General features: G+C 40.1%; 14 protein-coding genes. 13 read left to right on the top strand and 1 reads right to left on the bottom strand.

Annotation, left to right across the window (positions count from 1 at the left end; all coding sequences use genetic code 11):
- Positions 1-11: 11 nt before the first annotated feature.
- Positions 12-1,538, top strand: a complete 1,527-nt coding sequence (locus ACSLUH_RS12300) for a SpoVR family protein (RefSeq protein WP_448567398.1) — start codon at positions 12-14, stop codon at positions 1,536-1,538.
- 40 nt (positions 1,539-1,578) lie between these two features.
- Here the strand turns inward: ACSLUH_RS12300 and fadR are convergent, their stop codons facing one another.
- Positions 1,579-2,289, bottom strand: coding sequence for a fatty acid metabolism transcriptional regulator FadR (gene fadR, locus ACSLUH_RS12295; RefSeq protein WP_448567396.1), 711 nt, complete (start codon positions 2,287-2,289; stop codon positions 1,579-1,581).
- 298 nt (positions 2,290-2,587) lie between these two features.
- Between fadR and ACSLUH_RS12290 the strand changes: the two genes are divergently transcribed.
- The 12 genes from ACSLUH_RS12290 (at position 2,588) to nhaB (ending at position 14,101) form a co-directional block, all read left to right on the top strand.
- A complete protein-coding gene (locus ACSLUH_RS12290) occupies positions 2,588-3,436 on the top strand; it encodes a DUF6671 family protein (protein WP_448567394.1) in 849 nt (282 codons plus the stop codon).
- The gene (locus ACSLUH_RS12285) at positions 3,433-4,404 is read left to right on the top strand and encodes an L-threonylcarbamoyladenylate synthase (protein WP_448567392.1); all 972 of its coding nucleotides are present in this window, start codon (positions 3,433-3,435) and stop codon (positions 4,402-4,404) included. Before ACSLUH_RS12290 ends, ACSLUH_RS12285 begins: the two co-directional genes overlap by 4 nt.
- A gap of 431 nt (positions 4,405-4,835) precedes the next feature.
- The gene (locus tag ACSLUH_RS12280) at positions 4,836-5,312 is read left to right on the top strand and encodes a Na+/H+ antiporter subunit E (protein WP_448567390.1); all 477 of its coding nucleotides are present in this window, start codon (positions 4,836-4,838) and stop codon (positions 5,310-5,312) included.
- Positions 5,309-5,575, top strand: coding sequence for an MrpF/PhaF family protein (locus ACSLUH_RS12275; RefSeq protein WP_448567388.1), 267 nt, complete (start codon positions 5,309-5,311; stop codon positions 5,573-5,575). Before ACSLUH_RS12280 ends, ACSLUH_RS12275 begins: the two co-directional genes overlap by 4 nt.
- Positions 5,576-5,597: 22 nt before the next feature.
- Complete coding sequence (gene mnhG / locus ACSLUH_RS12270) at positions 5,598-5,930, top strand: monovalent cation/H(+) antiporter subunit G (RefSeq protein WP_448567386.1); 333 nt, start codon at positions 5,598-5,600, stop codon at positions 5,928-5,930.
- Positions 5,930-6,910, top strand: a complete 981-nt coding sequence (locus ACSLUH_RS12265) for a DUF4040 domain-containing protein (RefSeq protein ID WP_448567384.1) — start codon at positions 5,930-5,932, stop codon at positions 6,908-6,910. The genes mnhG and ACSLUH_RS12265 overlap by 1 nt, the downstream gene beginning before the upstream one ends.
- Positions 6,907-7,263 carry a cation:proton antiporter subunit C gene (locus ACSLUH_RS12260; protein ID WP_448567382.1) on the top strand — a complete coding sequence of 119 codons (357 nt, stop codon included), beginning with the start codon at positions 6,907-6,909 and terminating at the stop codon, positions 7,261-7,263. Before ACSLUH_RS12265 ends, ACSLUH_RS12260 begins: the two co-directional genes overlap by 4 nt.
- Complete coding sequence (locus ACSLUH_RS12255) at positions 7,263-8,768, top strand: monovalent cation/H+ antiporter subunit D family protein (protein ID WP_448567380.1); 1,506 nt, start codon at positions 7,263-7,265, stop codon at positions 8,766-8,768. Before ACSLUH_RS12260 ends, ACSLUH_RS12255 begins: the two co-directional genes overlap by 1 nt.
- Positions 8,765-10,273: a monovalent cation/H+ antiporter subunit D family protein gene (locus ACSLUH_RS12250; RefSeq protein WP_448567378.1), complete on the top strand. Its 1,509-nt coding sequence runs from the start codon at positions 8,765-8,767 to the stop codon at positions 10,271-10,273. The genes ACSLUH_RS12255 and ACSLUH_RS12250 overlap by 4 nt, the downstream gene beginning before the upstream one ends.
- 1 nt (position 10,274) lies before the next feature.
- On the top strand, positions 10,275-10,532 hold the full coding sequence (locus ACSLUH_RS12245) for a hypothetical protein (RefSeq protein ID WP_448567376.1): 258 nt from the start codon (positions 10,275-10,277) through the stop codon (positions 10,530-10,532).
- Positions 10,525-12,246 carry a Na(+)/H(+) antiporter subunit D gene (locus ACSLUH_RS12240; protein ID WP_448567374.1) on the top strand — a complete coding sequence of 574 codons (1,722 nt, stop codon included), beginning with the start codon at positions 10,525-10,527 and terminating at the stop codon, positions 12,244-12,246. The genes ACSLUH_RS12245 and ACSLUH_RS12240 overlap by 8 nt, the downstream gene beginning before the upstream one ends.
- 265 nt (positions 12,247-12,511) lie before the next feature.
- Complete coding sequence (gene nhaB, locus ACSLUH_RS12235; RefSeq protein WP_448567372.1) at positions 12,512-14,101, top strand: sodium/proton antiporter NhaB; 1,590 nt, start codon at positions 12,512-12,514, stop codon at positions 14,099-14,101.
- Positions 14,102-14,152: the final 51 nt, after the last annotated feature.

The following is a 14,152-nucleotide window of genomic DNA, read 5'->3' as shown; positions in this document are numbered from 1 at the left end:
GAGTATTCCAAATGGCAAAGAAACGCAAACCATTATCGGACACAACCGAATGGACCTTTGAGTTATTAGAGAAATATCAAACAGAAATTGAACGAGTTGCTAAGCTTTACCGTTTAGATACCTATACCAATCAAATTGAAGTGATCACTGCTGAGCAAATGATGGACGCATATGCCAGTGTAGGTATGCCAATTGGCTATAACCATTGGACTTTTGGTAAGAAGTTTATTCAAACCGAACAAACCTACAAGCGTGGGCAAATGGGCCTAGCCTATGAAATTGTCATTAATTCAGACCCCTGTATTTCTTACTTAATGGAAGAAAACTCGATGACGATGCAAGCTTTAGTGATGGCACATGCTTGTTATGGTCATAACTCTTTTTTTAAAGGAAATTACCTATTTAAAGCGTGGACCGACGCTAGCTCAATCATCGACTACCTACTCTTTGCAAAAAACTATATTGCTAAATGTGAACAAAAATATGGTATCGATGAAGTCGAAACTTGTTTAGACGCATGTCATGCATTGATGAACCATGGCGTTGATCGCTATAAAAGACCGCAAAAGATCTCATTAGAAGAAGAATTAGCTCGCCAGCAGTCACGAGAAGAGTATTTGCAGTCGCAAGTTAATGAGCTTTGGCGCACGTTACCCGATAGCAAAGCTAAAGCTGCCAAGCGAAAAGAGCGTTTCCCAAAAGAGCCTCAAGAAAACATTTTATACTTCATTGAAAAGAATGCCCCGTTACTTAAACCATGGCAGCGAGAACTCGTTCGCATCGTCCGTAAAGTTTCACAGTATTTTTACCCTCAGAAACAAACTCAAGTGATGAACGAGGGTTGGGCGTGTTTTTGGCATTATACGATTTTGAATCACATGTATGATGAGGGGTTAGTCACAGATCAGTTTATGATCGAGTTCTTACATAGTCACACCAACGTAGTAGCGCAACCCGATTACAATAGCCCTTACTATTCGGGTATCAACCCATATGCGCTTGGATTTAACATGTTTATGGATATCAAACGTATTTGTGAACAACCAACCGAAGAAGATAAGTACTGGTTTCCTGATATTGCTGGCAGTAATTGGTTAGACACAGTTCACTTTGCCATGGAAAACTTTAAAGATGAAAGCTTTATCAGTCAGTTTTTATCGCCAAAGTTAATGAGGGATTTTAAGCTATTCCAAATTCATGATGACTCAGAAAATGCTTATATTGAAATTGCAGCAATTCACAACGAGCAAGGCTATCGAAATATTAGAAATGCACTCTCAAATCAGTACAACTTAAGTAATCTAGAAGCTAACATACAAGTAATCGATGCAAATATATCAGGTGACCGTTCATTAACGTTAAAGTATACGCCTCATCAAGATATTCCATTGGCAGACTCTAAAGAAGAGGTATTAAAACATCTCTACTATTTATGGCAATTTGATGTCAAGCTGGTTCAAGACAATGCAAGTGGTGAAGAAACCATTATTGCACAATGCCCTAAGCCTCAAGAAACAGAAAAGGCAGGTACTCCCTAGTACCTGCCTTTCATTCTTCATGCTTTATGGCCAGTAAAAGCTATTCAGCAAGCTCTTTAAGTACGTCGTCTTTTAACGCCAACCATAACTTTCCTGATTCGATACCAAATTTACGTACCGCATAAACTGACTCATCAAACTTCCCTTCTTTTGCCAGTTCGATTAATTTCTCATAGTACTGACGAGATATTTCACGGCCTTTAGGATGAGCAAAATATAAACTACCAATCCGTGAATATAGTCCTTTAAAACCATTTAAAATTAATAAATAAATCGAGTTTTGTGAAGCAACGACTAATTCTTTATTAAGTTGATAATCAAATTCAGCAAAGGCTTCACCAGTATCATCGATATCTTTATAGGCTTCGAGGAGCTCAATCGTTTTTTCAGGGTTATTCTTAATAGCACCGCGCACGTAAATCGCACTAATATTGGTTCGTGCCGACATCAAATTATCAACCAGATCTGGGATGCCCTCTTGATCTAATTGCGCTAAAGTTTCAAGAATATTTAATCCTGAGGTTTCCCAAAAGTTATTAACTCTGGTTGGCTTACCGTGCTTAATGGTTAACCAGCCATCTCTGGCCAAACGCTGCAATACTTCTCGTAACGTCGTTCTAGTGACACCAATGAGTTCTGACAATTCTCTTTCCGCTGGTAAAATTGAGCCTGGAGGAAAACCGCCATTCCAGATAGATTCAACAATATACTGCTCAGCAAATCCCGCAGGACTTTGTGCTTTAATAACCATTTGGCTCCACGCTACTTTTAACCGAAAATTGTAACTGATTGTACCAGAAGAATGATTTGGCACAAGCACATTCACGTTAAACGCTTGTACAACGTATTTTGCTTCAAAGTTCTCTTAACCCATATTATGCTTATCGACAAAATTAGTTAAACCGACTTCATCTTTTATTTATAAATTACCCCCTGCTATTTACCTAGTAATTAAGTCTATATTGCTGGTTTCGACGATGTTAAAATAGTCTTAAACCTAGGTTGCCATATTTAGGTTGTCATATTAATAAACGACATGTGAATCACTGATGAAAAACAACGCTTTGTTCAATACTTCACTTAAACGAGTGGCGCTGTTAACCAAACATGGTAAAGAGGCGCAAATAGCTCCTGTATTGAGGTCGATAGATTTTGAATTAGAACTAGTCGATACTTTTGACACAGATACCTTAGGTACATTTTCAGGAGAAATAGAGCGGACCTTATCACCATTGGAATGTGCAAAGAAGAAAGCTCGATTAGCTTGTCAATTATCTAAACATGACCTTGGCCTCGGCAGTGAAGGAAGTTTTGGTGGTGGGCCATTAGCAGGCTTAATGAATTGGGATACAGAAATACTGGTTCTACATGATGCGAAACGCAACCTTGATATCGTCGCCACTGAATCGGGCCCTGTTAATTTAACGAGTTTTAATGGCGATAATGTCAATCAGCTCAAAACGATGTTATCTCAAGTTGATGAAAACCAAGCTTGGATAGTCAAAGTTGGTGATAAAATAATAAAAGGCATAGCAACTGTAGAGCTATTATTTAGCCATCTCACGGAGATAGGTTTGTTGGCTAACAGTGAGCTACTAACACAAACTATTAGTGTTACCCCTGATCTGAGAGCAATGCACTGTCCTCAGCGTCAAGTCTATATTTCTCAAACTGCACAACAACTTGTAAAACGCATTGAAAGCTTATGCCCTGAGTGCCAAGCTCCTGATTTTTGGATACGTGATCGTATCACTGGTTTACCATGCCAATTATGTCATGCTCCAACAGATCTTACTAAAGCGATTATTCGTAAGTGTTTGCATTGTGATCATCAGCACGTAGAAAATTCAACAGAAAAAGCAGCTGACCCTTATCGCTGTCATTGGTGTAACCCATGAAGACTGAAAAACTTTTATCCTCAATCCCCGCAGATATCAATCGAGCAGGAGAGCTATTAATCAGTGGCCAATTAGTGGCTGTTCCAACCGAAACCGTTTATGGGCTAGCAGCTGATGCCAGTAACCCAAATGCAGTTGCTAATATTTTCATTGCTAAACAGCGGCCTAAAAACCACCCGCTGATCACCCATATTGGTCACATTGACCATCTCTCTCGTTGGGTAAAATCAATTCCTGAATGGGTTTACCCTTTAGTGAATGCGTTTTGGCCAGGTCCTTTAACCTTTATTTTTGAACGTCATCCAGATGTTTCTGATGTCATTACCGGCGGACTAGATACCATTGGTATTAGAATGCCAAATCATCCTGTGCTGTTATCATTACTGCAACAATTTGATATTGCGGTAGCCGCGCCATCTGCAAACCCATACCAAAAACTAAGCCCAACCAGCGCTGCACAAGTTTTAAAAGGACTGAGCGGAAAGATAGCCGGGGTTTTAGATGCTGGTGAGTGTCAATTAGGCACTGAATCGACTATTTTAAAGGTCGGAAACCATAAAGCTGAAATTTTAAGAAGTGGTCCTTTATCAAAAGAGCAACTACAACCATATCTGCCTATCGAAATTAAAACACCCAAAATACATAACCAAAAAGTTTCCGGTAATAAAAAAGTCCATTATCAACCAAACGCAAAAGTTATCATCTGCCCTAAAAACGAGATAGAAGCTGCTCTTGATACACACTCTGACAATACAGGTTTTTTATCGCTATCATCAATACAGCCAAAGTCCTTATGCAGCATTGCAATTCAAATGCCTAATAACCATCAAGGTTATCGCCAAGCACTATACTCATCTCTCCATCAACTAGACGACTTAGGTGTAACTACGATTATCGTCGAGGCACCACCTCAACTAGAACCATGGGCAGATATTTGGGATAGATTAAGTAGAGCCGCTGCTAAATAAAATGCACTCATTATTTGAAATAGCTAACGTACTTTTGAGTATTTTAGCTTTTTCAATCAATCACTTTAACAAGTCATGCACGTCAAACGCGTTTAAACCAAAAATAAAATTCAATCGCAAAAGAGCAACCTGCCCTAGGGTCTATTGATAAAATAGCGTCGCTAAACGTTTAAAAACAATACAATCCCCCCTGCCAACGCTCAATCGTGCGCTTTACAATCACAACCCACAAAAAATATATTTAACCAACTTAATTTGAAAAATGTTTATTTTTACGTTTTACTAGTGATAGAGTGTTGAAATAAAAGAATAAAAATTATTGCATTTACAGATATCCACAACGGCTAAAAATACTAGGCTGACAATAAGTATTTTTCTATGTAAGCGCGATAAATAAAAGGTCCAAGCGACATACAAAAAAGGGTTTTATTATGCATCTCTTAAAGTGGGCATTGTTACTTTCCGGCTTTTGGTTATTACTATCCGGCTTTTTACAACCCTTATTACTTTCATTTGGTTTGATTTCAGTTGTCACCGTTGTTTGGGTGATTAAACGTATGGATGATGTCGACCAACAACCTAAAGAAGTTAGTACGGGCAGAAGAGTGTTTCGTTATTTTTTGTGGCTTCTTAGTGAAATCATCCGCTCAAGTTATCACGTCACTAAACTAATTTGGGGACCGGCCGATAGCATTTCCCCATCACTTTCTAAAGTTAGCGCGGCAAAGGTACCTTATGATACTCGTGTACTCTATGCCAACTCGATTACATTAACACCTGGTACACTCGCCGTTGATTTAGAAGGTGACGAAATTACCGTGCACGCGTTACAAAAAAGATCAATAAAAAGGCTCCAAAAAGGTGATATGGAAAACAAACTGAAAAAGATTTGGGGAGAAAACGAATGACACCCATTTATGCAACTGTTTGTGTTGCGATTTTGGTGGTAATGGCGATCGCATTAGCGAGAGCTTTCTACTCTACCACCGTTTACGACCGGATACTTGGCGTCAATATGTTTGGCACTAAAACTGTCTTATTTATTGCAACCGTTGGCTACTTAATGGGACGTCCTGATTTTCTGGACATTGCCATCGTGTATGCGTTAATAAATTTTATCGGCATGGTTGCTGTACTTCGTTTCTTCGAATACATCGCCCCTATCGACTAACCTATATTGGCAAGGATTGGTTATGATTATACTCGATATCCTCAGTGGAATATTTTTGATCCTTGGCGCCTTTTTTGGTTTAAGTGGTGCTATTGGTTTATTTAAATTTCCTGATTTTTTTACTCGCGTCCATGCGGCAAGTGTTACTGACTCGATCGCCGCAATATTAGTGTTAGGTGGTTTAATACTGCAAACTAACCTTGATTTAAACACCGCCAAGTTAGTGTTTATTTTGATCTTCTTGTTAATTACAAGCCCTACCGCTTCCCATGTGCTGGCAAAATCAGCTAGACATGGAGGCCTCTTAACAATGCCTGAAAAAAAACAACAACCTAAAAAGGAGCAAGCAAATTAATGGCGCTATTAATTGATCTTGTCCTGTTAGGGATGCTTGCTTTAACCGCGTTACGAGTAATATTTCTTAAAGATTTATTCGCGGTGGTCATGCTATTTAGTATTTACAGCTTTTTATCCGCACTAATTTTTGTCAGCCTTGATGCGGTAGATGTTGCTTTTACTGAAGCTGCTGTAGGTGCTGGAATATCGACCGTATTAATGCTTGGTACCCTCGCCTTGACCGGTAGAACCGAGAAAACCAATACCCATTCAAAAGTACTGCCTCTTATCGTCGTGTGTGTAACCGGTGCAGCACTTATTTACGGAACCCTCGATATGCCTCCATTTGGCAGTCCTGATAACCCAATTCATGAACATGTTGCACCTCGGTATATCGAGGAATCACCAAAAGAAGTAGGCCTGCCTAATATGGTAACGTCAGTACTGGCCAGTTATCGAGGCTTTGATACGCTAGGTGAAACAGTTGTTGTTTTCTCGGCAGCTATTGGCGTTTTGGCTTTACTGGGTATAAGAAGAAGCGATAAAGAAACTAATCCTGAATCTGGTTTAAAAGCACATCGAGTGCTGCAAGTGGTTGCCAAAATAATTATTCCAATGATTATCTTGTTCGCTTTATATGTCCAATTTCATGGAGATTTTGGGCCAGGCGGAGGTTTCCAAGCAGGTGTCATTGCTGCAGCCGCTTTTATTTTATATGCGTTAGTGTTTGGCCTAAGTAGCGCTTTTAAAGTGGTTGGCCCTAAATTTTTACAAATAATGGCCGCATTTGGTGTGTTGCTTTACGCAAGTGTTGGCTTATACAGTATGGCAAAAGGTGGTAACTTTTTAGATTACAACTACTTAGCTGAAAACCCGCTTCATGGTCAACATTATGGCATTATCATCATTGAACTGGGTGTTGGTTTAACCGTTTTCGCCGTTATGTTAAGCATTTTTTATGCCTTTGCAAGTCAAGCTGAGAGGTCCAACATTCAATGAGTTTACTATTAGATTACTACAACTACTGGATCGTTGTTTTTTTAATGATGACAGGGTTTTATATTGTTATTTCCGCCAATAATCTGGTTAAGAAGATCGTTGGTTTAAATATCTTCCAAACGTCTGTGTTTATGCTTTATATTTCAATGGGAAAAGTAAACGGAGGCACTGCTCCTATTGTCGTTGAAGGTGCGACGCAGTATTCAAACCCATTGCCTCATGTACTAATTCTTACCGCTATTGTCGTCGGGGTTGCAACCACCGCGTTAGGCTTATCTTTGATTGTTCGTATTAAAGACGCCTATGGAACCGTTGAGGAAAATGAATTTGAAAATAAGGATGATGCGATCTGATGATTGAACAACACTTAGCAGCCTTGCCGATCCTGCTTCCGCTTCTCGCAGCGCCAATCGCCTTAATTTTAGGGCGTACAATGCTAACGTGGGCATTTGCAACTTTTGTGAGCGGTGCCGCTTTTATTGTTTCATGGCAACTACTTAGCCACACCTTGACGCATGGTACATTGAGCTACGCTCTTGGAGGCTGGCCTCCGCCTTGGGGGATAGAGCTCAGTATTGATGTGACAAATGCATTTGTTTTATTAGTGGTTAGTGCACTGTCTACGCTTGTGCTGGTTTACGCAAAAGACAGCATAGAGAAGGAAATAGCGCCTTCGAAACATTCACTTTATTATACTGCCCATTTGCTTTGCTTAACTGGTCTTTCAGGTATTCTCATTACTGGAGACGCCTTTAATCTATTTGTCTTTTTAGAAATATCTTCGTTAGCGACATACACTTTAGTGAGTTTGGCATCTGACCGACGTTGTTTAACGGCGACCTTTCGCTACCTAGTGATGGGTACGATTGGCGCGACCTTTATTTTAATTGGCGTTGGCTTACTTTACATGAAAACCGGCACCTTAAATATGGCTGACCTCGCTGTTAGAATGGATGCCTATGACAGCAATCGCACCCTTAACACTGGGCTCGCTTTTATTATGGTTGGTGTTAGTTTAAAACTGGCACTATTTCCTTTGCATATGTGGTTACCGCCAGCATACACACATGCTCCATCTACCGTCACCGCATTTCTTGCCAGTACCGCAACCAAAGTCGCAGTTTATGTGATGATTCGCTTTATCTTTACCGTTTTTGGAGCCCAGCATGTCTTTGACAAGATGGGAATGGAACTGATTCTAATGGTATTAGCCATCGTCGCAATATTTAAATGCTCGTATATGGCAACCGTGCAAAGTAATGTAAAAACCTTACTGGCCTATAGCAGTGTAGCCCAAATTGGTTACATGATTTTAGGTATCAGTTTAGTTAGCGTGACAGGCTTAATGTCAGGTCTGCTGCATATTTTTAATCACGCGTTAATGAAAGGTGCATTATTTATGGCTGTTGGTGCGGTTTTCTATCGTATGGGCTCTGTAGATATAGACGCTTTTAAAGGGTTAGGAAAGAAGATGCCGCTAACAATGGCAGCATTTACGCTAGCGGGGTTAAGTATTATTGGTGTACCACTTACTGTCGGTTTTGTTAGCAAGTGGTATTTAGTTAATGCGGCATTGGAACAAGGTTTATGGCTTATTGCAGCGTTTGTGTTGGTGGGGTCCTTGTTAGCCGTTGTCTATATTGGCCGCGTTATTGAGGCAGCTTACTTTCAACCTTTACCAGAATCAAAAGACAGTAACACAATCAAAGAAGTTCCTTGGTTAATGCTCTTGCCGATGTGGATCCTCGTCATAGCCAACGTATATTTTGGCATCGATACCAGTTTGACCATTGAGGCAGCAAGTAGTGCCTCAGAATGGCTATTTCAAGGCTACGAAAAAATGGAGGGTGCATTATGAACCTCTGGCAAGCGTTAGATCCATCGCAGCTGATCAGCTTATCGATCATCGTGCCTTTTATTGGCGCCTTACTCGTTGTAGCAACTGGAAAGTATCCTAATATTCGAGAAGCGGTAACCTTAATTACCGCCACCTTGTTATTTACCATTGTGTTGGCAATTACAGACAACACTTATAATGGGGTTGTGTTAAGCCAAGATGTCATCGATTTATTCCCTGGTATTGGGCTAAATTTTCATGTTGAACCGCTTGGTGTGCTTTTTGCCTTGGTTGCCAGTTTCCTTTGGATAGTCACTAGCATATATGCCATTGGCTATATGAGAGGACATCATGAAAAAAACCAAACCCGGTTTTTCTGTTGCTTCGCCCTTGCCATCAGTTCAGTAATGGCAATTTGTTTTTCAGCAAACCTATTAACGCTATTTATTTTCTATGAAGTATTAACCCTATCAACCTACCCTCTGGTAACCCATGCAGGCAACGACGCAGCAAAACGTGGTGGCCGAGTCTATTTAGGGATTTTACTCAGTACATCGATAGCGTTTCTACTTTTTGCTGTAATTGGTACTTACGCAATAACCGGTGATTTGAGCTTTAAAGCAGGTGGCATCTTTAATGAGTCACATTCTAAGATAGCTCTTTCTGTACTATTAGTATTGTTTTGTTATGGCATAGGTAAAGCTGCGCTAATGCCATTTCATCGTTGGTTACCCGCAGCGATGGTTGCCCCTACTCCTGTTAGTGCGTTATTGCATGCGGTTGCCGTAGTTAAGGCTGGCGTTTTTAGTATCCTTAAAGTGGTCATCTATATTTTTGGCATCGATACGCTCAAGGACTTAGCAACTACCGATATCATGTTATATATTGGGGCTATTACCATTTTGTTATCATCGTGTATTGCGATGACGAAAGATAACTTAAAAGCAAGACTCGCGTATTCTACCGTTAGTCAATTAAGTTATATCGTTGTTGGCGCCTTGTTAGCTTCTTCGATAGCGAGCGCTGGTGCTGCGCTGCACATAGCAACTCACGCGGTTGGTAAGATCACCTTATTCTTTTGTGCAGGTGCCATCATGGTAGCAAGCCATAAGAAAAATATTTCAGAAATGGTTGGCCTAGGAAAAACCATGCCGATCACCATGACCGCTTTCGCTATTGGTGCTATTAGTATCATAGGTTTACCCCCTATGGCTGGCACATGGAGTAAATGGTATCTAGCCGTAGGCGCTTTAGAAGCTGATAAACTTTTTATTGTCGTAACCTTAATGATAAGTTCGTTACTGAATATTGCCTATTTATTGCCTATACCAGTGAAAGCATTTTTCAATAAGCCAAACGAAAATGAACAACCTTGGAGTTGGAAACAAACGAAAGAAGCTCCCCTACCGATTTTAATCGCACTCAGTGTGACATCAATAGGTTGCCTCTTATTATTTTTCTACCCTCAGCCCTTGATTGAATTAATCAATCTTATTCCGGGCGTTGCAACTAATGGAGAAGGTTAATATGGCTGAGCATAACGATGAAAAACAGTATTTTTTTGATAAACCCGAAAATATTCAAAAAATATTGAAGGTATTTTATGTTATTTGCGCACTGCTAGTGCTGGTTGATTTTATTGTACATCGTCACATTTATCACGATTGGGAAAATATCCCAGCATTTTATGCGATATACGGCTTTGTAGGGTGTGTTGTTTTAGTGCTTATTGCCAAAGAGATGAGAAAGTTCTTAATGCGTAAGGAAGATTATTACGATGAATAGCTTAATTATGCTTCCTCCATTTTTGCCCTTATTTTTAGGAGCTTTAGCGGCAATATTTTTGCGCGGTTGGACGAGAAATATCATCCTATTGCTAGCACCAGTGCTCGGCGCAATTAATCTCTATGGGCTTGAACATGGCGTGTTTTGGTCACTAGAGTTTATGGGCTATTCTTTAGAGCCCGTGCGCATTGACAAGTTAAGTATAATGTTTGGCTATCTTTTCCACATTGCTTCGTTTATTGCGATCATTTACGCCATGCATGTTAAAGATACCATACAACACGTCGCTGCCTTGGCATACGCGGCAAGCGCGGTTGGAGCAGTTTTTGCCGGTGATTTGCTGACGTTGTTTGTCTTTTGGGAACTATTAGCGCTAACTTCGGTATTCTTAATCTGGGCGAGAAGAACCGATAAAGCCTATTCTTCTGGATTACGCTATTTAATTATTCAAGTGCTATCTGGCGTGATGTTGCTCGCCGGACTACTCATATATGCACAAGTCAATGGTAGCTTACTATTTCAAGAAATTGGATTAGCGCATCAAGGCATTGCTCAAATTGGCGCTTGGTTAATATTTTTAGCGTTTGGTATTAAGTGCGCATTTCCTTTCGTTCATAACTGGCTAACAGATGCTTATCCTGAAGCGACACCAACAGGAACAATATTCTTAGCGTCGTTTACCACAAAAGTTGCAGTATACGCATTTGCTCGTGGTTTTCCTGGCACTGAGTTATTAGTTTGGATTGGCGTGACAATGGCATGTTTTCCAATTTTCTTTGCCGTAATTGAAAACGATCTGAGACGTGTTCTTGCTTATAGTATGATTAACCAAATAGGGTTTATGATCGTTGGCGTAGGTATTGGAACAGCCGTGGCGTTAAATGGTGCAGTTGCTCATGCATTTAACGACGTAATCTTTAAAGGATTATTAATGATGACCATGGGGGCGGTATTACACATGACCGGCCGTATCAATGGCTCAGAGCTTGGTGGTCTATATAAAAGTATGCCTAAAACCACGATACTTTGTATTGTTGGTGCCGCCTCAATATCTGCATTTCCGCTCTTTAGCGGCTTTGTTTCGAAATCAATGATCATGAGTGCTGCAGTTGCTGAAGGCTACGATGTCGTTTGGTTATTATTACTGTTTGCTGCTGCAGGTGTATTCCATCATGCTGGGATCAAAATCCCCTATTTTGCCTTCTTTGCACATGATTCAGGGCTCAGAACCACTGAGCCGCCTCGCAATATGTTAATTGCAATGACCGTAGCAGCATGCGCATGCGTTATTATTGGTACCTTCCCTCACCAAACGGTTTACGCACTGTTGCCATGGGAAGCTAGCTATCAACCTTATGACCTAACTCATGTGCTAACGCAGTTGCAATTATTGTTCTTCTCTGCACTGGCCTTTGTCTGGCTAAACCTTCGCCATATGTATCCGCCAGAGTTGCCATCAACCAACTTAGACGCTGATTGGTTCTATCGCAGATTAGCTCCAAACATGATTAAACAAATTGGCGGCGCCTTGAATAATAGTTATCAGCGTATGGAAATGATGGTTATTTCCTCGATTAAACAATTAATTCAAAGCTCATATGATACGGAAAAAGAAAGGCCTCGCGGCTATTTTGCTAAACTTTGGCCAACTGAAACCATGGTTGTTTGGGTTGCGATATTATTAGCAGCTTATTTGGTATTGTATTACGTTTAAGTTGCCAAGCGACGAGATGAATTAGTAACTGACAAAAATCCACTACTTACTTAGGGTAAGTAGTGGATTTTTTAATGGGTAGCATATGGGTAAAATTTTACCTGTTGCTGAGCCAGCACTTAGCGTCAATATTTGCCAAACAAGACTTCCACTTAACTTTATTCGTTTTTCACCCCTTAAAAGCGATAATAAAAAACCTTGCAATTAATGGGTTTACCTGTATAAATGCGCTTTTTTTATCAACAGCAGATAAGGTTCGACAGACATGAATCAATCGGCGACAAGTGCCTTTTATCAAAATTTTTTAGGAAATTCTCCTAGATGGTATAAGCTAGCTATTATCGCATGCTTAATTATCAACCCGATTTTATTTCAAATTAACCCATACATCGCTGGATGGGCACTTGTCATAGAGTTTATTTTCACCCTCGCTATGGCACTCAAATGCTACCCTCTTCAACCTGGTGGTCTCCTAGCTATTGAAGCTGTTGCTATTGGCATGACAACACCGCAACAAGTAATGCACGAAATAGAAATGAACATTGAAGTACTATTACTTTTGGTGTTTATGGTAGCTGGTATTTACTTTATGAAAAACCTGTTGCTATTTTTATTTACCAAAATAGTCACCAAGATACGTTCAAAAACAGTCGTGTCATTACTATTTTGCGCTAGTAGTGCTTTTTTATCAGCATTTCTCGATGCCCTAACCGTTATTGCAGTCATTATTGCAGTAGCCGTTGGTTTTTATGCGGTTTATCATAAAGTGGCATCAGGTAAAGACTTTCAACATCATGAACATGATCATACCTGTGATAATGGCGTACATGAAGTTTCACGTCTTGATTTAGATAACTTTCGTGCCTACCTTAGAAATTTGCTTATGCATGCTGGTGTTGGTACCGCATTAGGTGGTGTCTGCACCATTGTTGGCGAACCGCAAAACCTGATAATCGGCCAACAAGCTGGTTGGGACTTTATCGAGTTTGCGATACGCATGTCTCCGGTAACTATTCCGGTTTTTATCGCTGGTATGATCACTTGCGTCTTACTTGAAAAGCTAAAATGGTTTGATTATGGCTCTGAATTACCTGAAAGTGTTCGCAATATCCTCATCGATTATGAAACTGAACAGTCAGGTAAACGTACCAAAAAAGACAAAATGAAGCTGATCATGCAAGGTGTCGTTGCCATTTGGTTAATCATTGGTTTAGCACTACATTTGGCTGCGGTAGGGTTAATCGGTTTAACTGTTATCATCTTAGCGACATCATTTACCGGCGTTAATGAAGAACACCAAATTGGCCATGCATTCGAAGAAGCGCTACCATTTACTGCATTATTATCGGTGTTCTTTGCCATTGTCGCCGTTATCATTGACCAACAGCTGTTTACGCCTGTAATTACATGGGTATTAACATACGAAGGCAATATGCAGTTAGTGATGTTTTATCTTGCCAATGGTTTTCTCTCTATGGTGAGCGATAACGTTTTCGTCGGTACCGTCTATATCACCGAAATTCAAAAAGCCCTATCGAGTGGCATTATCAGTAGAGATCAATTTGATTTGTTAGCGGTTGCTATTAACACAGGTACTAACCTACCAAGTGTGGCAACACCAAATGGTCAAGCGGCATTCTTGTTTCTATTAACTTCAGCATTAGCACCATTAATCCGTTTATCTTATGGTCGAATGGTTATTATGGCACTACCTTATACGATTGTTTTGACGATTGTTGGCATGATAACGATTTCGTCTGGTTTTTTAGAATCGCAAACACAGAGCTATTACGATAGTCACTTAATTGAACACCACAACGATAGCGAAACAAGTACAGTTAGTTCAGGACATTAACTAACCGTCATCAATGTAGAGCAATAAACTACACTTTGTAACAAAGAAAAG

It is taken from the genome of Thalassotalea ganghwensis, assembly GCF_053485795.1.
The sequence above is the reverse complement of the archived record's forward strand: the minus strand, read 5'-3'. Positions and strand labels throughout refer to the sequence as shown.